The sequence below is a fragment of the Tardiphaga robiniae genome (assembly GCF_001618955.1).
Taxonomy (GTDB): domain Bacteria; phylum Pseudomonadota; class Alphaproteobacteria; order Rhizobiales; family Xanthobacteraceae; genus Tardiphaga; species Tardiphaga robiniae_A.
Genome location: NZ_LVYV01000056.1, coordinates 254,443 through 278,800, shown reverse-complemented (window position 1 = coordinate 278,800; position 24,358 = coordinate 254,443). Strand labels below are relative to the sequence as shown.

Here is a 24,358-nt window from a genome sequence, read left to right as displayed (position 1 = left end):
TGGCCTACGATCTCTGGAACGACCATCAACTCCAGAAACTATATCCCGTCACAATTGACTGCCGCATGGTTGAAGTTCTGCCGGTATTGCAAAGGAGGCGCCTGGAAGACGCGTATGAATGCACGCCGCATGTTAGCCGGGTTACGGAACCCAACCCGATGAGAAATTTGCTGGACGGATAGCGGTGTCGTTTCGAGAAGGATGCGCGCCGCTTCGACCCTGATGCTTTCGACGAAGCGGGCGGGGGTCGTCATCATCTCATCTATGAAAACGCGACTGAAATTCCTTGGACTCATCGCTGCACGCTTGGCAAGGGCCTCGACCGAAAGATCGACGGTGAGATTGTCTAAGGCCCAGTCCATGACTTGGTTGATTTGAGTATTTCGGATCGACTGCGCTTTGAGAAATTCGCTGACCTGAGGCAGGGTGCCGGGCCTCCTTAGGAAAACGACGAGTATCTTGGCGACATCCAGAAATGTCGTTTGGCCACAATCGTTTTCGATCAGGTGGAGACAAAGGTCTATCCCAGCCATCCCACCGACCGCAGTGTAGTAAATGCCATCGCGAACGAAGAGCCTGTCCGGCTCCACGTGAACTTTTGGAAACATCGTCGAGAACTGCTCCGTATGATCATGGTGCGTCGCGGCCCGGCGTCCGTTGAGGAGACCGGCCGCTGCCAAGGCGAACGTTCCAGTGCAGGTTGAACAGATCCGGCGCGCGGAAGGTGCACATCGGATAAGCCAGTCGACCAAAAGCGGGAAGTTGTTTCCAGATTTGTGAAGATCCTGACTACCTGAAACCAGTATGGTGTCGTAGGCGATATCCAAATCCGGTCCGAGAACCTTGTCCGGTAGCATGCGAACGCCGGATGAACTCACGATTGGTCCAGGCGCTACACCGATCAAATCGACGTTGTAGCGACTTCGCGTTGCGTTTGACTTGCTGGCTTCGTTGACGGCGTCGCTCGGCCCGATGAAATCGATTGCGTTGGATCCGTTGACGGCCACGATTCCAACCCGCAATGCCGGACCATTGTTACTGTGGTGTTCTTGAGGGGGCTGAGTGATGATCGCCATCGATGAATGCCTCGGCGTTCAATGATCTGAGATCGCTACCGGGCACACAGATCCACCCCCGTCAGCCGAAGCAGCGTCGGATTTCGGGACAGCAGCGTTGCAATGACCGTTCGATGGCGCCGAATGTAAGCTATCCGTCACGATTTGGCGGCCAAAGTTACGTCAGTGTCGGCCATTTGCGGTTCAGATGCAGCTATGTGTAGGGGTGATCGGAAGGCTTAGAGTTGCGCAAATTCTGCCACTTCAGCCTGATGATGCAGCCCGGGGTGGCGTGCTGGCGCCTCTACCTACCGTAACAGCATACGGTTTTAGCCGGACGTTTGAATGGATCTTGGCCTGTTAGATCTCGGATGGTCGATCGGGACATGATTGGTGCCAGTCCATGCACTTCGAAATCGAAGCCGATATTCAGCGGGCCCAACACCAAGGTTTCTGATGAATGCCCTCCTCATGCCGTCAGCGTTGCCGAAGCCACAGCGCATAGCGATCTGCTGCATTGACTTCCCACCCTCTTCAAGCAATAGCCGGGCCGCATCCAGCCTCGCTGCGTCTACGAATTCAGTGGGTGTCATATTCATTTCCTGGCGAAATACGCGCGTGAAATTTCGAACGCTCATGCTGGCCTGCGCCGCCAGATTCTCGGCAGAAAGTGACGCCGCGAGATTGTCGAGAATGTGTTGCTGAACCTGCCGGATTTTGGTCTTTCCAGACATTTGAGCAGCAAGATGTGCGCTGAATTGTGATTGACCGCCTGGGCGCTTCAGGAACATGACCATGTAGCGTGCTACGACCAGTGCCAGCTCTCGCCCATAATCCTCCTCGACCAGAGCAAGCGCCAGATCCATTCCGGCGGTAACGCCGGCGGTGGTACACAGATTGCCGTCTCGGATGAATATCTGATCGGAATCAATATTGAGGTCTGGATATTCGGCCCGAAGACGTGCCGCGCATTCCCAATGAGTTGTCACGCGTTTTCCCGCAAGCAAGCCCGCTGCTCCGAGAAGGAAAACGCCCGTACAGATCGAACCGAGGCGTCGTACCGTACCGGCTCTGCGCCGCAACCATTGGACCATGGCAGGATCGATCGTTGCAAATGACGGATCGCCTCCAACAAGGAGCGTGTCGATCGGTTGGTCGGGATCGAAGATGTGCTGGTCCGCCACGAAGCGCAGCCCGCCTGTTCCCCGGATGGGATCAGCCGATCCGCCGATCACTTGCACAGTATAGGCATTCGGAACTCCAAGCCGCCTGGCTGCCTCCCAGAACACTTCGGCCGGGCCTACGATGTCGAGCGACTGAACCCCTGGCGGAGCAAGCAAGGCTATGCGCATCATCAATCCTCAAATGAGAAAAATCGGTAAGCAAATCTCATACCCCCTGTCGTGCATTAAGCCGTCACTTTCGGCCAAATCGACGCGGAATTCGGACTCTTGTGCGACAATTGAGGCTCCAACCTTTCATTGTAGGTATGGGAGCAGGGGCGGCTGATCGGTAGGAGCCTCGGCAGCCGCTTTCAACGAAGGGCATGGCCAATCCGGCTATGATGCGGCGTCGCTCGCTATCACGGGCATTATAGTCTTGCAGCCCTGTTGGTCCGAAGCACCAGCTTGGATGTCATCCGCCAAACGACGCGATGCTGATCAGGGGGCCAGTGTGGCTCGGCCATCGAGGCCGGAGCGTTTCACCATCGTCTCGAGTGCGGTGAGCCAGATTTCATAGTAATCCCAACTCGGGTCAGACGTGTCGTGGGTAGCTTCCCACGCGGCGATCGTCGATATCAGCTCCGAACGAAACTCGTCCCATTCGAATACCCCCTGCTTGGAGAGCGCCAGCGCCATACCGAACGCTTGGCGCTGCCAGGGCGCACCGAAGCAGAGGCTTCCGTTATCCTTGGGCGGCATGTCGGATTGTCCCAACATGGCGCCCATGGCGAAATGCTCGAAGCTTGTCTGCATTGTTGCCTCAAGCGCCGGGCGGTTTGACGATGGCGACGCCCATCATCGACTCCGGTGTGACGAGAGCAGCCAATTGCTCTTCGCTAAACCCGTCCGTGCCCGCCGGTCGCTCCGGAACCACAAACCAGCGAATATGGGCGCTGCTGTCCCAGGTTTTGATCTCCTTGCCTGGGTCTACGTCCAGGCCGAACTCTCCGAGCACCTTCCGCGGTTCACGCGCAGCCCGCGCACGGAAGGAAGGGTCCTTGTACCAATAGGGCGGAAGGCCGAGGATCGGCCACGGGTAGCACGAACAGAGCGTGCAGATAATGAGATTGTGCACTTCCGGCGTGTTGACGGCCGCTTTCATATGCTCGCCTTCAGCACCGGCACCCTTGGTTGCGAAGTTCATTTGCTCGACAGCGGCCATGGTATCTTGGGCGAGCAGTATCTTAAACGCTGGATCGACCCACGCCTTCGCAACGAGTTTGGCCCCATTGAACGGGCCCATCTCGGTCGCGAAGATCGCCATGATCTTGTCGACGGTCTCACTCGTGATCACGCCCTTTTCGATCAAAAGCGCCTCGAGCGCGCGCGCGCGCGCCGCGTTGGTGGCTTCGCGGTCCCTGGAATACTCGAAACGGTCCATTAGAGGTTCCTCAGTGTGGCAGCAGGCTCGAGGTAGGCCTCAAAGAGGTCTGCGTAGAAGGTGAAATTCGTCTCGGTGTTGCCCGGCCAGAGATCCTCAGGATCGAACTTGACGCAATAGACGGGCATCGCCCTCCCAACTCCGTCAACGCCGGTGTCGCAAAGATAGGTGTAGGCGTCGGGGTAAACACTATCGATGAGGCCCACCTTGTTCCGGAGATGGCCGGGCAGGCGCGTGTGGCCGACCGATTTCGGGTCGGCGACACGAACGGCGTTCCCGACCGCGAAGAGGGGTGGGACTGGCCGCTCACGTCTCGGATCATCTCCGGTCATCAGATATTTCCGCACCCGAGCATCCACCGCGACGTCTCCGCCCATCGGCAGCGCGGCAGATGACGACAGAAAGGCCGCTGTACGCGCGTCGAGGTCGGCCTGGCTGATATACCCCTTCGCGACGAAATATTCCGAGATGCCGCCAAGCCATTTCTCGTAATAGCGGAATCTAAAGTAGTCGAACGGGTTCATGGCCTCCGCGCCCTTGCGCAGATCCGCCCAAGTCCACTCGGTGTTGAACGTGCTTGGGGTGGCTTCGAGGTCGAGTTGCGGGCTCAGCGCCATCATCGCTGTATGGATGCCGAAGATGCGCTCCTCCCAGGGTTCCACGAAGACTCGTGTTTCGAGCGAGATCGGATCGAGGCCTTCGAGGCCTCCGAGGTAATGCTGCAATTTCATACGGTAGTTCGCTTTCCTTCAAAATCGCCGCTTGCAGCCGGAGGCTGACGGATCCGGAGCCGAGCCGACCTCCAGGTCAGACAGCCGCGGGGCGTCCACCGCGCTACGCGATCAACTAAGCGACAAGGCTTGCGTCTGGTTGGGTCAGGCCAGCAATGTCATTACGAATCTGAACAGCATCGAGTCCTCTTCCAATAAAGACGATCGCGCTGATGCGGGGCTCACTGCCCGCCCACGGCCGCCCTGGACGGCCTTCGAGCGTCATATGGACACCATGGAATACCCAACGCCGCGCTTCGCCGGTCAACGACAGAATGCCCTTGCAGCGTAGAAGGCGGTCTCCGTTCTGTTGAACGAAAGCGTTTAGCCATTTGAAGAATCCAGGACCGTCCAAGGAGCGCTCTTCGCGGACTTCCACGCTGATCACGGACGTGTCGTGCTCGTGCTCGTGCTCGAGGTCGGAGAGCAGCAGCGGCTCGATGGCCAAGCAGTTCTTCAGATCGAAAGCCTTGACGTCGACGATCGAGGCGACGTTCAGCCGACCCTCGATCGGGGCCAACACGCGCGCCATCGGATTAATGGCCCGGATCGTCGCCTCGCATTTGGCGAGACGGCCTTCTTCGGCCAGATCTAACTTGCTAACCACTACGATGTCGGCAAAGGCGATTTGCTCGGCCGCAATGTTTTCGCCGGTGCTCTGGTCGGCCAGCCACCGATCAATATGGGTGGCGTCGACCACCGTCACGACGGCGTCGAGCATGGTTTTGGTTGATAGCACTTCGTCGACAATGAAACTCTGAATGATTGGGGCGGGATCGGCCAGCCCTGTCGTTTCGATGAGAATGCGGCGGATCGGTTTCGTTCCGGACAGCAGATTAGTAATCGTCGTAACGAGATCTGTTCGGACAGTGCAGCAGATGCAGCCGTTATTGATCTGGAGGATCTCCTCGTCTACGCCGACGACTAGCTCGGCATCGATACTGATGGCACCGAACTCATTCACGATGACGGCCGAATCCGCCATTAGTCCGCTTTCGAGGAGTTGATTCAGTAGGGTCGTCTTGCCCGACCCAAGAAATCCAGTGAGGATAGTGACTGGAATTTTCTGTGACATTCCGATCGGCCCCTGTGCTTTGTTGTACCACTTCGTGGCAAAGGCTAGTTTTGTGGTGAGGGTGATCGCAACTTCGGTGAACGTGCAAATTCTGCCAAATAGCGTCACTAATATGCGCTGTGACTGCAAGAGCCTCGATACTTAAACGTCTGGTAACAGGGCTGGAACAATCTGACGATCATTTTTTGATCGAGGGATTCCAATGTCTGTTCGTGGTCTGAGAGTCAAGTTCCTCGTCATCATCGGCATAGCGCTAACGGGCATGATCACTCTGGTACCGATCGCGCTATACAACATCCGCAGCCAGATGATGACCGATAGGCAGGCCAAGATCCAGCATATGGTCGACATCGGGCACGGCATCCTGGCGCACTATCAAAAGCTTGAAGGTGACGGCTCGCTTGGCCGCGAGCAGGCTCAGGCTGCTGCACTCGCAGTGATCAAGGGGCTTCGCTACGACAAGGTCGAGTTCTTCTGGATCAACGACATGGCCCCCAACATGATCATGAGCCCCGCCAAGCCTGAGCTCGATGGCAAGCCGGTCGGAGACCTGAAAGATCCGAGTGGAAACTACCTTTTTCGTGGTTTTGTCGACGTCGCACAGAAGCAGGGGGAGGGCTTCTACGGTTATCTGTGGCCCAAGCTCGGCTCCGAGCAGCCAGTCTCCAAGCTGTCCTATATTAAAAAATTCGCGCCTTGGGACTGGATCATCGGGACCGGCATCTATCTTGACGATGTCGATGCAATCTTTCGACACACTGCCTGGACCTTCGCGTGGATTTGCCTTGGATTACTCGTTCTGGTCCTTGCCATTTCGCTGGCGATCAGTCGGGCCGTGACGCAGTCGCTCATCACGATCACCTCTCTTACCGAGAAGCTCGCTGCGGGCGAAGATGAATTCGAGGTGCCATACACAAACCGCCGCGATGAAGTCGGGAGTCTCGCCCGCGCCCTGCGCGTATTCAAGGAAAACACGACCGCTGTTCGTATGATGCACGGCGAACAGCAAAAACTCATGCAAAGAGCGGATGAAGACAAGCGTGGGGCTATGCTGGAACTTGCCGGAAAGTTCGAGACGAGCGTCGAAAGTGTTGTGCGGGAGGTGTTCTCCGAGGCGAGTGAAATGCAGAAGGCTGCCGAGAGTATGTCAGAGAGCGCCGATCGTGCGAACGGGCGTGCGAACTCGGTTGCCGAAGCATGCCACGAAGCATCCGGGAACGTGCAGATGGTTGCCTCAGCCGCCGGTCAATTGTCGGCTTCGATAAACGAGATAAGTCTTCGCGTCACGCAGGCAGCCCAAGTTGCCGACAAGGCCGCTAACGACGGGCAGCGTGCCAATGCAACAGTACAGGGGCTCGCTGCGGCAGCCTCCAAGATCGGTGAAGTGATTGGGCTCATTAATAACGTTGCCGCGCAAACCAACCTGCTCGCGCTGAATGCCACAATCGAGGCGGCGCGCGCCGGCGAAGCGGGAAGGGGCTTTGCTGTCGTGGCCACCGAGGTGAAGTCGCTCGCAACGCAGACGGCCAAGGCGACTGACGAAATTAGTGCGCAAATTACGTCGATACAGGCCGAGACTTCGTCCGTGGTCGGTAACATTCAGAATATTCTCGCGACCATAAACCAAGTCAATGAGATCTCATCTTCGATCGCGTCAGCAGTGGAAGAGCAGGGCGTCGCAACTCAGGCTATTGCACAAAACGTTCGGGACGCAGCTTCCGGAACGAACCGGGTTTCGCAGAACATTTCTGACGTCAATGCCGCGACGTCAGAAACCGGACACGTGGCGGGCACCGTTGTTGCGGCGAGCGCGCGCTTGACCGGCAAGCTGCGGTCGTTGCAGGCCGAAGTCAGCGGCTTTGTCGCCAGTATCAGGGCGGCATAGAGCAGGACCAGGGCGGCCTGAGGGCCTAAGACCGCCTCAAGCTCCGGGATCTATCGCTACGGGTTTTGTTCTCGCATGAGGCGATAAAGATGTCCGCGGCTGATACCCAGCAGCTCGGCGGCGCGGCGCTTGTTGCCGCCGGATTGCTCTAATGCGGCCCGGATTTCCGTTGCCGTTTGGGATTGGATGCGCTGCTTAAGCGGTCGTGACGCGCTGTCCGCGTCCTGTTGAAGCCGTGGAGGTGCGGCGGCCATCATCAGGCGACCGGTAACGATGAAGCGCGTGAGCACATTTTCCAGCTCTCGAACATTCCCGGGCCAGTGGTGTGCAACAAGAGAGATGATCTCATTCCGGTCCAATTGCGGCGGCGCGGCGCTCAACCGAGTCGCGATCCGCCTCAACAACTGTCGAGCGAGAAATTCTATGTCGTCCCGATCGCGAAGGGGAGGTACGTCGATCGGCAATACGCCAAGGCGATAGTAGAGGTCCTGCCTGAAACGACCCACGCGAGCGAGCTCGGGAAGTGATTGATTGGTTGCGCAAACCACGCGGGCATTGACGGCAACCGGCGTCGTGCCACCGACGCGCACCATCTCGCTGGTCTGAATAACGCGTAGTAAACTGCCCTGAAGATGCAGTGGCATATCGCCTATTTCGTCTAGTAATAGCGTGCCGCCGGAGGCCAGCTCGAACTTTCCCAATTTTCCGCGACTGCGCGCTCCGGTGAATGCACCACCTTCATAGCCGAATAATTCCGCCTCTATTAGTTCGCTCGGGATCGACGCGCAATTGATCCAGACGAAGGGACCTTCGGATCGGCTCGAATGCGCGTGGATGGCATGGGCAGCCAATTCCTTGCCGGAGCCAGTTTCACCAGAAATCAAAACTGGAATGTCGTGCCCGGCGACGACTTCAAGCGAATTTCGGTAGGCATCCATAGTCTCGCCTTGGCCAATGATGTCGCTGATGCTGAACCGTGAACGCCACGGCTTGTTACCTTGAGGCAGCGCTAGCTCAGATTGTGTGGCCCGTCGGAAAGTTCTTTTCAGGGTGCCGAGATCCGAGAAGAGCGCGAGGCCGACCGCGCCAATGATGCGGCCGTCCTGAAGGACGGGAACCTGTCTTGTGATCAATTGATGGCCGCGCACCTTCAGGGGATAGCCAACATGGCTCCCTTCCCCTCGTGCCACGAGATGAAGCTTGGTTTGTGGTCCCACCACATCGGTTATGTGCCGCCCCACGAAGTCTTCCGCCGCCCCCCCTAGGAGCCTGCAATAGGGCTGGTTGATCAAGACGACCGTGCCGGAAGTATCAACTGCAACGAGACAGTCCGACACGTGATCGAGAACAAGCCTCAAGAAGCCTGCTTCCTCAGACGATCCGGCAATCCACTGTGAAAGGACCATTCCAGCCTCACACGTCGAAGTGTCACAAATATGCGACAACAAGGTGGCAAAAATGAGACAATATCGGCGCTATCAGCAAACGTCAAATCATCTGACGTTCTTGAGAATTGGCAATTAGTGACGCGATAACAGCGCCGTACGATGTCTCAGCCTCCGAGCGGCCGACATGGCACGGACTTTGCGAAACTCCCACAGCATAAGACAACCGCCCTGGGAGGAGCGAAATGATACGTAATGGAACTATCGAAATTGGAGATGCCATCGTGCAGGTGTCGGGGGAAGGAATTCCCTTGGTGTTCGTGCACGGCTTCACAACGACCGCCGAGTTCTGGCGCGAACAGGTCGAAACATTCTCGGCCCGCTACCGAGTAATACGCATCAATTTACCTGGTCACGGCCCGTCGCGGCATCCCCAAGGCCGAAGCTACACGATTGAGACCTTCGTTGAAGACGTGCTCGAGGTGTACCGTGCATTGGAAATCGATGCGGCCATTCTTGTCGGGTTGTCGATGGGAGGGACTGTAGCCCAAAGTTTCACGCTCGCGTATCCGGAACGTGTGCGAGCACTGGTGCTTGTAGGTGCTACTCCGCACGGTTTAGGTGCGGACGTTAACGTCAAGAACGTTCTTAAAGCCATTGATGAATTGGGTGTAGTCGTAGCGAGTCAGAATGTCATCGAACGATCATTCGGCTCTGCTGCAGGTTCTCGGCTCATCGAGTTTGCCAAGAACGAAGTTGCACAAACGCCGACGTTCGTGGCGCGTGAAGCGATAGCTTCGCTCAATGCGTCGGATAGCCGCCCAAGGTTACAAGAAATACGCGTGCCAACGCTGGTCGTCGTCGGCGACGAGGACATCATCACCCCGCCGAGCGAATCGAAAGCCTTGGCGGAGGGCATTCTCAACAGCCAGCTCGAAATCGTGACAAAGGCGGGCCACTTCCCGATGTTGGAGCAGCCGGTTGCGTTTAATCTCTTGTTAGGTGCTTTCCTAACGCGGCAAGGCATTGAGCCGCAACACACGAGCGCAAGTACCCACGCGCGACAGAACGTTTAAGCGGGAGGAAAGAGAATGTCCATTCAAGCAATCGCATCAGAGACCACATCTGCTTCCCACCACCTCGATCGGGATAAGAAACGCATCGTCTTCGCGGCAGCACTTGGCACCGTTTTCGAATGGTATGACTTCTTCATCTACGGCTCTTTGGCTGCATTTTTCAGTACGCTGTTTTTCCCGAAAGGCAATGAGACGGCGGCGCTGCTGGCCGCATTGGCGACCTTCGGCGCAGGCTTTGTGCTTCGCCCGTTTGGTGCGGTCGTCTTTGGACGGCTCGGCGATCTCGTCGGCCGCAAGAAAACATTTCTCGTGACCATGCTGGTAATGGGACTCGCCACTGCGGCCGTCGGCTTGCTGCCCACGTTCGAGACGTTAGGCTGGTGGGCTCCGACAATTTTGGTTGGCTTGCGTCTGCTGCAAGGACTTGCTGTTGGCGGAGAATTCGGCGGCGCCGTAACATATGTTGCGGAGCACTCTGATTCCGACAAGAGAGGCTTCACGACAAGCTGGATTCAGATCACTGCTACGCTAGGCTTGTTCCTTTCGCTGGCGGTAATTCTCTTATGTCGCTATTCGATGTCGGCAGAAAGTTTTGCGAGCTGGGGTTGGCGTATCCCATTCGTCGGATCAATCGGCCTTCTGGTTCTTTCTTTGTACATACGCCTCAAACTTCACGAGTCGCCTGTGTTCCAGCAAATGAAGGCTGAGGGCAAAGGTTCGAAAAATCCGATCGGCGACACGTTTGGTGATCCTCGCAATCTGCGTCTAGTGCTTGTTGCCATCTTCGGAGTCGTAGCTGGCCAGGCGGTGATCTGGTACACCGGGCATTTCTACAGCCTCTATTTCATGACCACGACACTGAAGATGAGTCATGAGCAGGCCAATACGTACTTGCTGGCTGGGCTGGCTCTCGGAACTCCGTTCTTTCTGTTCTTTGGCTGGCTATCCGACAAGATCGGACGAAAGTGGATAGTGGTCACCGGGTGCGCATTATCCGCCGTCCTGATCATGCCTCTCTTCCAGGGTTTGGCAACTTACGGCAATCCGGCGCTTGCGGAGTTCCGAGCTAGGACTTTGGTGGTGATTCACGCAAACGACTGTACCGAGGATCAATCTTCGTTGGGTCAACTCTTCAGCCCCCAAGCCACAAAGGAGTGCACTCGGGTGAAGGCATTCCTGACTTCCCGCGCTGTTCCTTACGTTGTAAAGGCCGATTCAGCGTCGCTATCTGTTCAAATCGGCGATCAGCCAGCTGTGGCTTTCGATGAAGTTAAGCTTCTCAAAACACTTAACGAAAGAGGTCTGCCATCAGCGAAGGCTGCGGCGGAGCCTAATGCTCCTATGGTCATTGCCGTGCTTTTCGCCTTAGTGTTCTTAGCGACGATGGTTTATGGGCCGCTTGGAGCTCTGTTGGTTGAAATGTTTCCTGTCCATATCCGATACAGCGGTGTCTCTGTCGCCCTGCAGCTCGGCAACGGCTGGATCGGTGGCTTCGCGCCGTTTGTCGCAACGGCAGTCGTCATCGCCACGGGCAATATTCTCGGTGGACTTTGGTACACGGTGGTTATTGCCGGGCTGACGGCCATTATTGGAGCCATTTTCCTACCGGAAACCCGTGGCCGAGATTTAAGTACCTGATCTGCATTGTCACAATGGTGGCGTGGAGAATTCTCCACGCCACCATCCGCTATGCCAATAAGGCATGTCTGCGAGGCCAGCATGCTCGCGACCTTTTGAGAAGAAATCGGATGCTTGCCGCCGTTTTATGACACCTGAGATTCAGCGCGTTGCCGCTGGCAGCTATCGAGTCGATCCCTGTGGCTACTCTGGTTCAAAAAACTTGATTAAGGGAATACAATGAATAACCGCAGGCAAGAAAAGTCTGTCTCCGACAAGATTTACGACGTACCGGCTGAGTGGACGACGCGCGCCTTCGTCGATGACGCAAAATACAACGAGATGTATGCGCGCTCGATCAGCCATTCCAACGGCTTCTGGGCCGAGCAGGCCAAGCGCCTCAACTGGAGCCACGCCCCCACCAAGATCGAAAACACGTCCTTTGCCCCAGGCAAGATCTCGATCAAGTGGTTCGAGGATGGCGTATTGAACGCCGCCTATAATTGCATCGACCGCCATCTACCGAAGCGCGCCAACCAGACCGCGATCATCTGGGAAGGCGACGACCCCTCGCAGTCGAAGCACATCAGCTATCAGGAGCTGCACGACGAAGTCTGCAAGATGGCCAACGTGTTGCGCAACCGCAATGTCGGCAAAGGCGACCGCGTCACCATCTATCTGCCGATGATTCCGGAAGCCGCCTACGCGATGCTGGCCTGCGCGCGCATCGGCGCGGTCCATTCAGTGGTCTTCGCCGGCTTCTCGCCGGACTCGCTGGCGCAGCGCATCACCGACTGCCAGTCGAAGATCATCATCACCGCCGATGAAGGCCTGCGCGGCGGCAAGAAGGTGCCGCTGAAGAACAATGTGGATGCCGCGGTCGCCAAGGCCGGCGGTGTCGACTGGGTCGTCGTGGTCAAGCACACCGGCACACCGGTGAATATGGATCCCGCCCGTGACTTTTGGTACCGCGAAGCCGCCGAAGTCGTCACCACCGAATGCCCCTGCGAGCCGATGAATGCGGAAGATCCGCTGTTCATCCTCTACACGTCGGGCTCCACCGGCCAGCCCAAGGGCGTGCTGCACACCACTGGCGGCTATCTGCTGTTCGCGTCGATGACGCATCAATATGTGTTCGACTATCATGAGGGTGACATCTACTGGTGCACCGCCGACGTCGGCTGGGTCACCGGTCACAGCTACATTCTTTATGGACCGCTGGCCAACGGCGCGACCACGCTGATGTTCGAAGGCGTGCCGAACTATCCGTCGATGTCGCGCTTCTGGGAAGTCATCGACAAGCACAAGGTCAACATCTTCTACACCGCCCCGACTGCAATCCGCGCGCTGATGCAGGCCGGCGATGAGCCGGTAAAGAAGACCTCGCGCAAGAGCCTGCGCCTGCTGGGCTCAGTCGGCGAACCGATCAATCCGGAAGCTTGGGAGTGGTACTATCACGTGGTCGGCGAGGCGCGTGCGCCGATCGTCGATACTTGGTGGCAGACCGAGACGGGCGGCATTCTCATCACGCCACTGCCCGGCGCGACGAAACTCAAGCCCGGCTCGGCGACGCGGCCGTTCTTTGGTGTCGTGCCCGAGATCGTCGATGCCGACGGCAAGGTGCTCGACGGCGAGACCTCGGGCAATCTCTGCATTGCCAAGTCGTGGCCGGGCCAGATGCGTACGGTCTATGGCGATCACGCGCGCTTCGAACAGACCTATTTCTCGACCTACAAGAACAAGTACTTCACCGGCGACGGCTGCCGCCGCGATGCCGACGGCTACTACTGGATCACCGGCCGCGTCGATGACGTCATCAACGTCTCCGGCCACCGCATGGGTACCGCCGAAGTGGAGTCTTCGCTGGTCGCGCATGAGAAAGTGTCGGAAGCCGCGGTGGTCGGCTATCCGCACGATATCAAGGGCCAGGGCATCTACGCTTATGTCACGCTGATGAACGGCGTCGAGCCGACGGAAGAGCTGCGCAAGGAGCTGGTGGCCTGGGTCCGCAAGGACATCGGCCCGATCGCCTCGCCGGATCTCATCCAGTTCGCGCCGGGCCTGCCAAAGACCCGCTCCGGCAAGATCATGCGCCGCATCCTGCGCAAGATCGCCGAAGACGAACCGTCATCTCTGGGTGATACATCGACACTGGCCGATCCCGCCGTGGTCACCGACCTCGTCGAGCACCGGCAGAACAAGAGATAGCGCGAGTGGGTTATGAACATTGACACGAACGCGATAGATCATGCTTCAAGGCGATCCATCCGTACCGAGCTCCTGAAGGACATGTGGGCGAGGTGACGTTGAAGCCTTGTCCCGCAACGACACTCGAAACCTGTACTGTCAGGACGCGTGTGACTGCATTCCGATCGCCGCCCGATCGAAATGAACGCCGGAATCGGTCGCGCAGGGGCGGGCATTGTCGATGAAGCTGCGTAACGTTCCCGACAGATAGTCGTTCTTGCGCCGGACGAACACCGTGGTGGCGAGCCCGGCGCCGTCGGGAAGCGCATGCGCGCTGACTTGCCCCGCATCGATGGCGGATTGCATCACGGCGCGAGGCAGCATGGCGACACCAATTCCGGCGGAGACGCAGCCGATGATGCCGTCGAGCGTTCCCATCTCCATCCAGCGAGCATCGAAGATTCCATCCCTCGCTAAAAATTCCTCCATTCGCTTGCGGTACGAACAGCCCGAGCGGAAGGCGAGCACTTTCGCGCCGCTTCGAACGAATTCGGCGCGCAACTGTTGCCAATTCGCCGTTGAAGCCTTGGAGAGAATGACGAGTTCTTCGACGACGACGGGTATGGTTTCGAGTTCGCTATGTTCCACGGGACCGGACACGAACGCGCCATCGATCTGCCGCTCCAGTACACGGCGGAGAAGGTCGTCAGTCGACCCAGTCTCGATATGCACATCTACTGCCGGATGTTTCTGCGCATAGCGGATCAACGTCGGTGGGAGTCTGAGCGCGGCTGTCGTTTCGAGTGAACCGATGCGGAGTTGTCCGCTGGGTACGGCGTCATCCGTGACGGCCTGCCGCGCCTGCGCAAGCAATTCACCGACCTTGATTGCGTAGGGGAGCAGACGATCACCCACATGAGTAAGCGTCACGCCTTTACGCGATCGGTGGAAGAGAGGCGCTCCTAGTTCGGCCTCAAGCGCGCGCACCCGAGCGGTCACATTCGACTGCACCGTGTTCAGCATCCCGGCCGCGCCGCAAATGCTACGCGCGTCCGCGACGGCCCGGAAGAACTTGAGGTCTGCGCTATTCATCTCGACGCTCTATCTCAAAATCAGATGAAGTTGATCTGATCTAATCATTTGAAATGAGTCTACGCAAGATTTAACCCAGATTTTGGCAATGAACTAGGCAGTCAAAAGAGTTGCCAAACGAGGAGGCAGGGGACATGACAGGTTCTCACGCGACGTCGGTGCTGACGACCAGGCTCACGAAATTCTTCGGGATTCAGCATCCGATCATTCTAGCCCCCATGACGCCGGCGGCGGGAGGCGTGCTTGCGTCGGCGGTCAGCGATGCCGGCGCTCTCGGTCTGTTGGGCGGAGGATACGGCGACCGCGCGTGGTTCGAAGCAGAAACCGCGAAGGTCACTCACCCCCGCGTTGGCTGTGGCTTCATCACGTGGTCTGTGACGCCGGACGTCGAGCTCTTCGATCGCGCGCTTGCGCAGCGCCCGACGGCCATGATGCTGTCGTTCGGCGATCCAGCGTCGCTCGGCGCGCGTGTCAAAAAACTGGGTGTTCACCTGATATGCCAAGTCCACACGATTGAGCACGCCAAGCGCGCCATCGATATCGGCGCGGACGTGATAGTCGCGCAAGGGACGGAAGCCGGTGGTCACGGATTTTCGGTGCGTTCGACCATGCCGTTCGTTCCCGACGTTGTCGATCTCTGTGCGACGCGCTCGCCGAAGACATTGGTAGCTGCGGCCGGCGGCATTGCAGACGGTCGCGGGCTTGCTGCGGCTCTCATGCTCGGCGCTGATGGCGTGCTAATGGGAACGCGGTTCTGGGCCACGCAAGAGGCTCTGATCCACGAAGACGCTAAGGCGAGAGTCGTTGCGGCAAGCGGCGACGATACGATCCGCACAACAGTGTACGACGTCGTTCGCCAAAGGGCCTGGCCATTCCCCTATACGGGACGGCTGCTGCGCAACAAGTTCGTCGAAGAGTGGCATGGCCGTGAGGATGAGCTTGGCAAGATTCAGGCCGATCAACTGCAGAAGGTCGAGGCTGCCTCAGTCTCGGGCGACCACGACACAGCCAACGTCACCGTAGGCGAAGCGATTGGGCTGGTCCGCGATCTGCCGACCGCGCGAGAACTCATCGACAGCGTCGTCGCCCAGGCGGTCAACCGCCTGTCTGCCAGCAGCGACCTGATCAGGACGGCCGACGCGTCGCTGCGCCGGGTGAAGTAGCACGGTTGGATAGTCGTGGCATATCGCATTGACGATCAACAACATCCACAACCAGCAGCCAATGGAGTCCATGTTATGGGAAGCGAAGTAGGCAAAGCCAGTACGAGCGACGATCCGGGAATCTGGACGGTCGTTCTGGCATCGAGTGCTGGCACCATCATTGAATGGTACGACTTCTATCTTTACGGTAGTCTGGCGATTTTCTTTTCAACCTTGTTTTATCCCGCGAATGAGCCGACCGCGGCCGTCTTGATTAGTGTCGCAACATTCGCGACCGGGTTCCTGGTCCGGCCACTGGGCGCGATTTTGTTCGGAAGCTTGGGTGATCGCCTCGGTCGCAAGCACACCTTTCTTTTGACTCTCGTTCTAATGGGCGTATCGACGGCACTGATCGGATTGCTGCCGACCTTCGAGACGGCGGGTTATTTCGCGCCTGTGACCCTCGTGCTGCTTCGCCTCATTCAAGGTCTCGCCATCGGCGGAGAATATGGCGGCGCCGCGATTTATGTTGCGGAACATGCGCCGCCTAACAGGCGCGGGTTTTTCACCAGCTTCATTCAGACCACAGCGACCGTCGGCTTCTTCGTGGCCATTGTCGTTGTCCTTGCGTGTCGCCTTTCTCTTGGCGATGCCGCTTTCAAGGAATGGGGCTGGCGCATTCCGTTCTTGCTATCATTTCTGCTCGTCTTTCTCTCGATCTACCTGCGGCTGAAACTCAGCGAGTCACCTGTGTTCCAGAAAATGCGGAAAGAAGGCAGCCTGGCGCGCTCGCCGGTCAAAGAGAGTTTCGGCGAAAAGAAAAACCTCGGTTTCGTTGTCTACGCGCTATTCGGCGCAACGGCCGGACTGGGATGCGTCTGGTACACCGGCCAATTCTACGTCCTCTATTTCCTCCAGGGCGTATTGAAAGTTGATTTCTTGACGGCCAATATCTGCCTTGCAGTCGCTCTGGTGATCGGGACGCCGATGATCGTAGTCTGCGGCGCACTATCCGACCGCATTGGACGCAAGAAGCTAATGGTGACTGGTTTGTTTCTTGCGGCGCTTTTATACTTGCCCATCTACATGACGATAACGAGCGCCGTCGCAGCCCAGAACTTCGTTCTGGTCACAGCACTCATCGTCGCCCAACTGGTCTTCGTCGCGATGGTTTACGGTCCCAATGCCGCATTCCTGGTTGAGATGTTTCCTCCCCAACTGCGCTACACTTCACTTTCGCTTCCCTATCACATCGGCACAGGCGTGTTCGGCGGTTTGATGCCGCTCATAAGCCTCTCCTTGGTGGCCGCGACTGGAAATATCTACGCTGGCCTTGCTTATCCGATCGCCGTGGCTGCGATTACGGCGGTCGTTAACCTGGCGTTCGATCCCAGACGTTCGAAGGCGTCACTACCTGAAAAAGCTACGTCGGTCGGCTTCGCCGAGTAGACCGATGTGATTGGTCACGGAACGGACCGTGTTGTCTTCGGATGACACGCTTCCGATCCGAACCGACTTCGCGGTCGACATCACGGTAGCGAGCTCACTCGACATAGCGCTTGTATCTCGGACAGCGAGGTCAGATTTCTGTGACCGGGATCGTAAATATCCACTCGAACTGCGCGTAGAGAGCTCTCAAAAGGAACGCTGATGCCATTACTTCGCTTCAACATGATCGAAGGTCGGACGGATGCTGAAATAGCCTGCCTGCTGGATGCAGCCCACGCCGCGGTCGTCAGCGCTTTCGGCGTGCCGGAGGGTGATCGCTACCAGATCGTGTCGGAATATCGGGAGGGCAGGCTGTGCCTCCTGGACACGGGCCTCAATATCGGTCGCACCAAGAACGTGGTTTTGGTGGAGGTGACCTCCAGAAAGCGCCCGACTGATCAGAAAGCCGCCTTCTACGCCTTGCTATGTCAAAAGCTGAAAGACGCCTGTGATCTCGATAGCTCCGATGTCATCGTGTCGTTTGTCGAGAACGGCGACGCGGATTGGTCGTTCGGTCTCGGCCGCGCCCAGTTTTTAACCGGTGAACTTGCTTAGAAGGGGCCGTTGATTAAAATGTTTCGAGATTTATCCGTTCGATATCCAATTGTGCAGGCGCCCATGGCAGGAGTCTCCACGCCAGCCTTAGCTGCTGCTTCGTCGAACGCTGGTGCTCTAGGGTCGCTTGGAATTGGTGCGAGCACGGTGCCGCAAGCACGTAAGATGATTCGGGAAGCACGGGAGCTCACCGACAAGCCGATCAACGTGAACGTATTTTGCCACACCCCGGCGATCCGCGACCGTGCACGCGAAGCCGCGTGGCTTCAGCGCCTCGCCCCGCTGTTTTCCGAAGTGGGCTTGGAGCTTCCGACCAAGATCGATGAGATCTACAAGTCATTTCTTGACGATGATGAGGCGCTGCGGATGCTCCTTGATGAGCGCCCCGAAGTCGTAAGTTTCCATTTTGGGCTGCCCTCCGCCGATATCCTGACCGCCTTCCGCGGCGTCGGGATCAAAACCATGGCCTCTGCCACCCACCCGCGTGAAGCTTCCGCACTCGAAGACGCGGGTGTCGATGCCATCGTGGCGCAGGGGATTGAAGCGGGAGGACATCGTGGCGTTTTCGATGCAGATTTGGTCGATGAGCGCCTCAGCACATCCGTGCTGGTTCGGATGCTTGCGAGCCGGTCGAAAGTGCCCATCATCGCGGCGGGCGGCATTATGGACGGAGCCGGCATCCGCGCCGCGCTAGACCTCGGGGCAGTGGGCGCCCAGCTTGGAACGGCATTCGTTTTGTGCCCGGAATCGGCCGCGAACGCGAGCTATCGGGAAAATCTGAAAAGCGCACGCGCTGGGATCACCCGATTGACGACCACACTTTCCGGACGGCCAGCTCGCGGCCTCGTCAATCGCTTTATTGAGCATGCTGAAGCGGCGGGAGGTCCCCCTGTTGCGGCATATCCGGTTGCCTATGACGCAGCCAAGCAGCTCAATGCAGCCGCGGTCAAGATCGGAAACAACGAGTTTGCCGCGCAATGGGCAGGGCAAGGCGCTCCTCTCTCGCGCGAGATGTCAGCAGCAGATTTGATTGCCACTCTCGCCCGCGAAGCCAATTTGATAGAATGAAAAGTGTGGTCGTATAACGCGAAGTGATGGATCGACCAAGACCTACGGCGTCCCGGGGCGCCGCAGGTGTATGGTGCCTGGGCCGACCTCTTTCACCGATTGACGTCAACTACGATCCTTCCACGGATCTGCCCATTCATGAGGCGTCCCGCGGTGCTTTGAACATCGTTGAGTCCAATTTCCATCATCGTCGGTTCCAGATCTGCATCCGTCAGTAGCGAAGCGAGACGATCCCAAGCTTCGACACGCTCCGACTTCGGACGGGTCACGCTGTTAATTCCGAACAGTGCAACACCGCGCAGGATGAACGGGGCGACGCTCGCCGGGAAATCCAGGCCTTGCGCCATACCACACGCGGCCACCGCGCCGTCAGACTTGATCCCGGCACACACATTGGCGAGCGTATGGCTGCCGACAGAGTCAATGGCTGCGATCCATCGCTCCTTTTGCAGCGGCTTGCCGGGCTAATCGCCTTTGACCTTTCTCCCGTCCCGACGCTGGCGTGGAGGCGCTCCGTCTGTCATTCGCAACTCACATGTCCTTTGTACCACTCGCGTACGGCCTTCTCGAAAGGCCCCCAACTTGTCCAGTGCTGGCTGTATCCAGCGTTGGCGGCGCGATACTTTTCGCGAAATTCCTGTTCCACGGCTGGCAAATCAATCCCAGTGAGAATACCGTCGCTTACGATGGTCTGTCCGGCGACGGTGACATCCTTTACGAACGACGTATTTCCGCGAGCGAAAAGTAGTTGGATCGGATCGGATGGGATCAGCACGTCTCGTTCGAGCCGCTCCATGTCGAGGGTCACAAAATCTGCGGGCGAGCCAGGCGTCAATACGCCGACTCCCGGCGCTCCGACCGCGCGACGACCGTTCTTGATGGTGAGTGAAAGGAATTCCTCGCGTGACCACGTGCGGTCGAATCCGGTGCCGCCGTGGATCATCTGCACGATGCGCATTTCCCGAATTATGTCGCCGTCTTCGTCCACGGCACGACCATCGACTCCGACGGCAATTCCGCAGCCGCACTTGTGCGCGGCTGCGATGGGGCCGAGCCCTGTATACGTGTGCAGATTAGAGCCGAAGTTGGTCACGATCCGCACGCCTGATTGAGCTAAAAGCTCAAGCTCGCCGGGATGTGCGTAGATGCAGTGTGCAACCGTGAGGCGCTCGGACAGCAGGCCGATGTCGCGCAGATAATGGACGATTCCGCCAGGAAATTCCTGATCCGCCCACTTCCGCTGATAGGGTGTCTCCAGAAGATGCATATGCACCTGCCTACCTGTGGTCGCGGAGCGCTCGGCAATGGCCTCCAGCATCGGCCGTGAACACCACTGCACGCCTGCCGGTCCGAACTGAACGTCGATCAGCGGGGAGGCGATCTCTGCGCTGACGGTCTCGGTCAGTTCGATGTAGTCGCGCGGTTGCATCGTACGGCGGACGAACAAGCTTTCGATGGTTTGCCTGTCAGCGGGTTTGAGCGCCGAGAGAACGCCCTCGCTGTCGCCGTAAACGATCGGATTCTTATCGCGCACCGCGAAGGCGAAGGCCATGCGAATGCCAACATCGCGCGCGGCGCGAGCGATCTCCTTGGCCTCATCGATAAGTGACATCGTTCCGCTTGGTCTCGTATAGTGAACCATCATGGCGCCGCAGCCAGCGCGCGCAGATCGTGCCAGGGCGGCCGCAGCACCAAGATATGGGTCGGGCGGTGCGCCAAATCCGGATCTCGGCAATACTGTTTCCAGAGGCAGATCGCACGAGCCGATGGCGGCACCGGCCAGACGCGCGTGATCATGCGCGTTGACGAATGCCGGCATCACGAGTGAATGCGCCGATGCGTGACCAGCCGGGGCCGTATCGATAGCGGAAATCGTCCCAGCCTCATGCTTGAGAATAGCGTTCGTCACGAGACCGCGCCCGTCACCGACAAGTAAGTGGGTGGCTGCAACTTGGGAATCCATGATCTCGTCCTACAGGTTCAGTTTGGGGTGTATGCGAGCATGCGATCGCTCTTCGGCGGCAGAAACTCGCGTGTGAAGATCTCGCCGGGGGCAGGCGTACGCGGCAACTGGTAGCCTTCGACTATGGTGTCGATCGATTTTGCGAGCCGCTGGTCTTTCACGTCGCCGATGCCGATTTCATTCATTTCGGGCGACATGATGAGGCGCTCGAACGAATATTGGAGACGTCGCTTTTCGACCGCCGCGTCCAGCAAGCTGTCATTTTCCATGACAAGTTTCATGCCTGCATTCTGATCCTTCGCTACAGCCGTCATGCCCTTGTTGATCGCACGAACCAATCCGGTGACGGCCTTCGGGTTTGTCGCGATGAGCTTGCGTGAGACCATCACGCCGTTCGAGTAAAGATCGACGCCGTAGTCGTCGAAAGATAGCCATGTGAAGTCTTTGTCGGGGTCTTGCCTGTTTAGGACGAGGTTGAAATAGCTAGTGATGTTGAAGACAAGCGCACCATCGACATCGCCCTTTAGGAGCATTGGCTCTTGCAGGTTAGGAGCCATATTGGTGATCTTGATCTTGTTCATGTCGAGACCGTTACGGCGTGCGAACACTTCGATGAGACGTGTTGTCGGAGTGCCTTGTGCGCCGCCAAGAGTGTGGCCTTCCAGGTCTTTGATCGTTTTGATGCCACCATTTTTCTTCGTCACGATCGCGAATGGAGATTGGCTGTAGACATTGTAGACCATCACCGGAGCTTCCTGCGGTCTTGTGGCCGCAGATTGGATGATCGCATTGATGTCGCCGAGACCTGCATCGTAAGCGCCTGACATCACGCGTGTGACCGTCGCGCTCGATCCTTCGCCCTGATCAAGGATCACGTTCAGGCCTTCTGCCTTGAAGAGGCCGTGCTCCTTTGCATAGAGGAATGGTGCATCCGCACCCCGGACCTTCCAACCGAGCGAAAACCTAATCGTCGTCAGTTCTTGCGCGCTTGCTTCACCGCATAGCAGGGTCAGGGACACGATCGCAGAAGCAATTCTCGTCAGCATGTTGGTCTCCGACATATGTGAGGCGAAACTTGTTGGACCAGATGCTAGGGGCGAATGGTGCTTATTCGATAGGTCCAGAATCCTTCACGGTCACCGGTCCACATCGTTCGCTCCGTTCTTTGCTCATTTAAACAGCAGCGGAGACCATGTAGACACGTGAAATCGCGAGCCTTGCCGGAAACGGAGGCGCAGGCTGCTGCAAATATCTGCAAGCAGTGGAAACGCTGACGGTCATTACGAGCGACATCAGCGGCTCTGTCGGCCCGGTATCGGTGGACAAGTGTCCGTTGGACATCGAACCCATCGATCGTCCGATGTTTGCGAAATCGGTCATCAACCAACTAGAGCAAAACAGGCAGTTGGTTTCGTGCGATCCCCGGGTCCACCGGAACGACTTTCGTTCAGGAAAGCGCCCTCACTTTCGGAAGGTCGAACTGATGTCGCACCGGACTGACCTCGCCCTAAAGAACGTCTGCCCGGCGCTCATCGAAAAGGAGCTATAGCGTCTCGGGCGCACACCGCAGTGCTGCGCCTATACCCAAGTCTTTCACCGATTGACGTCAACGACCGCGCGTCCGCGGATTTGGCCAGTCATAAGGCGTTCTGCCGTGCCCTTGACTTCGTTAAGTCCGATTTCCAACGTCGTCGCTTCCAGCTCTGCTTGCGTCAGTAGCGAAGCGAGACGATCCCAAGCTTCGACGCGCTCCGACTTCGGACGGGTCACGCTGTTAATTCCGAAAAGCGCAACACCGCGTAGGATGAACGGAGCGACACTCGCCGGGAAATCCAAGCCTTGCGCCATGCCGCACGCGGCCACCGCGCCGTCAGACTTGATCCCGGCACACACATTTGCGAGCGTGTGGCTGCCGACAGAGTCAATGGCTGCGATCCATCGCTCTTTTTGCAGCGGCTTGCCGGGCTGGGAGAATTGCGCGCGGTCCACGACTTCGGCGGCGCCAAGGCTCTTGAGGTACGAATCCTCTTCCGGCCGCCCGGTCGAAGCCACAACTCTGAAACCGAGCTTATGCAGTAGTATGATCGCGATGCCTCCGACGCCGCCACCAGCGCCGGTCACCAGAACATCGCCGCTTTCGGGACGGATGCCATATTTTTCAAGCGCCATGACCGACAGCATGGCCGTGTAGCCTGCCGTGCCAATAATCATCGCGCGACGGGAAGACATCGACGTCGGCAACTTGATCAGCCAATCGCCCTTGACCTTCGCACGTTGTGCCAGGCCACCCCAGTGTTGTTCGCCGACACCCCAACCGTTGAGGACTACGCGGTCGCCGGGCGAATAGGCCGGGTCTGAGCTCGACGACACCGTGCCAGCGAAATCAATGCCGGGAACCATGGGGAAAGACCTGACGATCGGACCCTTGCCGGTGATCGCCAGACCGTCCTTGTAGTTCAACGTGCTGAACTCGACGTCGACCAACACGTCTCCTTCGGGAAGACGGCTTTCTGGAAGTTCGACAACGTCGGCGCGGTATCCTTGTTCGTCCTTTTCGATCAGCACAGCTTTGAACAATTGACGCTCCTTTTCATGGTTTCTTCTTCGTCCCAGCCTTTGGTCGATCCGGACGGGGCAAGCCGGCGACAAATCCGGCAATGAAAGTGTCGAGCGGAGTACCGTTCTTAACGAGGCGCGCCCGCATCACTGCGCCTTCCCAACCGATCCAAAAGAATTCAGCCAAGACATGGCAATCCGCGTCCGGGCGAATCTCGCGGGCATCGCGCGCAAGTTCGAGACACCGCGCCACTTTGCGCTGCCATCCGAGGACGATTTCGTTCAGCAGCGACCGATAATCGTCCGGCAAAGCCTCGACTTCCTGACTGAGGTTTCCGACGAGGCATCCGCGGGCATAGCCGTACTTGGCCATACCTCGTTTGGCATCTTCGACGAACGCGCGGATGCGCTCGGAAGGCGCCAGTCGCTCGTCGTCCAAAGCGCGATCAAGTTTGCGATGGAAGAAGGCATCATAGGCCTTCATGACCTCTCGGCCGAAATCGGCCTTGCTGTCGAAGTAATGGTAGAATGAGCCTTTCGGCACGGTCGCGCGGCGTAGCAGCGCATCCAGACCCGTGGCTGCGAACCCCTGTTCTGTCAGCACTTCCATCCCGCAACGAAGCAGAACGTCCTTTGTCGGCACGTAGCCAGCCGCGCGCCGGTCCACACCTATTGATGTCGCCGGATTGTCGTTGCTCTTCGTCATCGCCTCACCATTAGACCGATCGTCTAGAACATTGCAGTTGGAATGGCAAATTGGCGGACGCGAAGAGCTCCTCCTGATTTCGCTGCAATAGAGGTATTTGCTGCGACGCAATGCAGTTTGCGTAGCATTTCAGC

The 24,358-nt window shown here is 57.9% G+C and carries 21 protein-coding genes; 8 read left to right on the top strand and 13 right to left on the bottom strand.

The window, feature by feature from the left end; translation table 11 throughout:
* Nucleotides 1-38 precede the first annotated feature (38 nt).
* From A4A58_RS29365 to A4A58_RS29340, 6 genes are all read right to left on the bottom strand, one after another.
* Nucleotides 39-1,076, bottom strand: coding sequence for a GlxA family transcriptional regulator (locus A4A58_RS29365; protein ID WP_068738856.1), 1,038 nt, complete (start codon nt 1,074-1,076; stop codon nt 39-41).
* 308 nt (nt 1,077-1,384) lie between these two features.
* A complete protein-coding gene (locus tag A4A58_RS29360; RefSeq protein ID WP_068738907.1) occupies nt 1,385-2,407 on the bottom strand; it encodes a GlxA family transcriptional regulator in 1,023 nt (340 codons plus the stop codon).
* A 309-nt stretch (nt 2,408-2,716) separates the two neighbouring features.
* Nucleotides 2,717-3,031, bottom strand: a complete 315-nt coding sequence (locus A4A58_RS29355; RefSeq protein ID WP_068738855.1) for a nitrile hydratase accessory protein — start codon at nt 3,029-3,031, stop codon at nt 2,717-2,719.
* Nucleotides 3,032-3,038: 7 nt separating this feature from the next.
* Nucleotides 3,039-3,659, bottom strand: coding sequence for a nitrile hydratase subunit alpha (nthA, locus tag A4A58_RS29350; RefSeq protein WP_068738854.1), 621 nt, complete (start codon nt 3,657-3,659; stop codon nt 3,039-3,041).
* Entirely contained in the window at nt 3,659-4,390 is a 732-nt protein-coding gene (gene nthB / locus A4A58_RS29345) for a nitrile hydratase subunit beta (protein WP_068738853.1), read from the bottom strand. Before nthB ends, nthA begins: the two co-directional genes overlap by 1 nt.
* A 115-nt stretch (nt 4,391-4,505) precedes the next feature.
* On the bottom strand, nt 4,506-5,504 hold the full coding sequence (locus A4A58_RS29340) for a CobW family GTP-binding protein (RefSeq protein ID WP_068738906.1): 999 nt from the start codon (nt 5,502-5,504) through the stop codon (nt 4,506-4,508).
* A 202-nt stretch (nt 5,505-5,706) separates the two neighbouring features.
* On the opposite strand from A4A58_RS29340, the gene A4A58_RS29335 reads away from it, so the two are divergent.
* Nucleotides 5,707-7,389 (top strand): methyl-accepting chemotaxis protein, encoded by a 1,683-nt coding sequence (locus A4A58_RS29335; RefSeq protein WP_068738852.1) that lies wholly within the window; start codon nt 5,707-5,709, stop codon nt 7,387-7,389.
* A 56-nt stretch (nt 7,390-7,445) separates the two neighbouring features.
* Here A4A58_RS29335 and A4A58_RS29330 read toward each other — a convergent pair whose 3' ends face one another.
* Nucleotides 7,446-8,795: a sigma-54 interaction domain-containing protein gene (locus tag A4A58_RS29330; RefSeq protein WP_068738851.1), complete on the bottom strand. Its 1,350-nt coding sequence runs from the start codon at nt 8,793-8,795 to the stop codon at nt 7,446-7,448.
* Between the two features lie 224 nt (nt 8,796-9,019).
* Between A4A58_RS29330 and A4A58_RS29325 the strand changes: the two genes are divergently transcribed.
* The 3 genes from A4A58_RS29325 to acs all read left to right on the top strand — a co-directional run bounded on the left by A4A58_RS29325 (nt 9,020) and on the right by acs (nt 13,675).
* On the top strand, nt 9,020-9,850 hold the full coding sequence (locus tag A4A58_RS29325; protein ID WP_068738850.1) for an alpha/beta fold hydrolase: 831 nt from the start codon (nt 9,020-9,022) through the stop codon (nt 9,848-9,850).
* Between the two features lie 15 nt (nt 9,851-9,865).
* Nucleotides 9,866-11,488, top strand: a complete 1,623-nt coding sequence (locus A4A58_RS29320; protein ID WP_068738849.1) for an MFS transporter — start codon at nt 9,866-9,868, stop codon at nt 11,486-11,488.
* A 219-nt stretch (nt 11,489-11,707) separates the two neighbouring features.
* Nucleotides 11,708-13,675, top strand: coding sequence for an acetate--CoA ligase (gene acs / locus A4A58_RS29315; RefSeq protein WP_068738848.1), 1,968 nt, complete (start codon nt 11,708-11,710; stop codon nt 13,673-13,675).
* A gap of 138 nt (nt 13,676-13,813) precedes the next feature.
* Here the strand turns inward: acs and A4A58_RS29310 are convergent, their stop codons facing one another.
* Complete coding sequence (locus A4A58_RS29310) at nt 13,814-14,746, bottom strand: LysR family transcriptional regulator (protein WP_068738847.1); 933 nt, start codon at nt 14,744-14,746, stop codon at nt 13,814-13,816.
* Nucleotides 14,747-14,880: 134 nt separating this feature from the next.
* On the opposite strand from A4A58_RS29310, the gene A4A58_RS29305 reads away from it, so the two are divergent.
* The 4 genes from A4A58_RS29305 (at nt 14,881) to A4A58_RS29290 (ending at nt 18,999) form a co-directional block, all read left to right on the top strand.
* Nucleotides 14,881-15,909 carry an NAD(P)H-dependent flavin oxidoreductase gene (locus A4A58_RS29305; RefSeq protein ID WP_068738846.1) on the top strand — a complete coding sequence of 343 codons (1,029 nt, stop codon included), beginning with the start codon at nt 14,881-14,883 and terminating at the stop codon, nt 15,907-15,909.
* Between the two features lie 15 nt (nt 15,910-15,924).
* Entirely contained in the window at nt 15,925-17,337 is a 1,413-nt protein-coding gene (locus tag A4A58_RS29300) for an MFS transporter (RefSeq protein WP_244499909.1), read from the top strand.
* A gap of 201 nt (nt 17,338-17,538) precedes the next feature.
* Nucleotides 17,539-17,931 carry a tautomerase family protein gene (locus A4A58_RS29295; RefSeq protein ID WP_068738844.1) on the top strand — a complete coding sequence of 131 codons (393 nt, stop codon included), beginning with the start codon at nt 17,539-17,541 and terminating at the stop codon, nt 17,929-17,931.
* An 18-nt stretch (nt 17,932-17,949) separates the two neighbouring features.
* On the top strand, nt 17,950-18,999 hold the full coding sequence (locus A4A58_RS29290) for an NAD(P)H-dependent flavin oxidoreductase (protein WP_068738843.1): 1,050 nt from the start codon (nt 17,950-17,952) through the stop codon (nt 18,997-18,999).
* Between the two features lie 92 nt (nt 19,000-19,091).
* On the opposite strand, the gene A4A58_RS29285 is transcribed toward A4A58_RS29290, so the two are convergent.
* The 5 genes from A4A58_RS29285 to acuR all read right to left on the bottom strand — a co-directional run bounded on the left by A4A58_RS29285 (nt 19,092) and on the right by acuR (nt 24,224).
* Complete coding sequence (locus tag A4A58_RS29285; RefSeq protein ID WP_244499908.1) at nt 19,092-19,346, bottom strand: hypothetical protein; 255 nt, start codon at nt 19,344-19,346, stop codon at nt 19,092-19,094.
* Between the two features lie 173 nt (nt 19,347-19,519).
* On the bottom strand, nt 19,520-20,962 hold the full coding sequence (locus A4A58_RS29280; protein ID WP_068738842.1) for an amidohydrolase family protein: 1,443 nt from the start codon (nt 20,960-20,962) through the stop codon (nt 19,520-19,522).
* A 17-nt stretch (nt 20,963-20,979) separates the two neighbouring features.
* Nucleotides 20,980-22,008, bottom strand: coding sequence for an ABC transporter substrate-binding protein (locus A4A58_RS29275; RefSeq protein WP_068738905.1), 1,029 nt, complete (start codon nt 22,006-22,008; stop codon nt 20,980-20,982).
* 547 nt (nt 22,009-22,555) lie between these two features.
* On the bottom strand, nt 22,556-23,539 hold the full coding sequence (gene acuI / locus A4A58_RS29265; RefSeq protein ID WP_068738840.1) for an acrylyl-CoA reductase (NADPH): 984 nt from the start codon (nt 23,537-23,539) through the stop codon (nt 22,556-22,558).
* Between the two features lie 13 nt (nt 23,540-23,552).
* Entirely contained in the window at nt 23,553-24,224 is a 672-nt protein-coding gene (acuR, locus tag A4A58_RS29260; RefSeq protein ID WP_081422147.1) for an acrylate utilization transcriptional regulator AcuR, read from the bottom strand.
* Between the last annotated feature and the right edge of the window lie 134 nt (nt 24,225-24,358).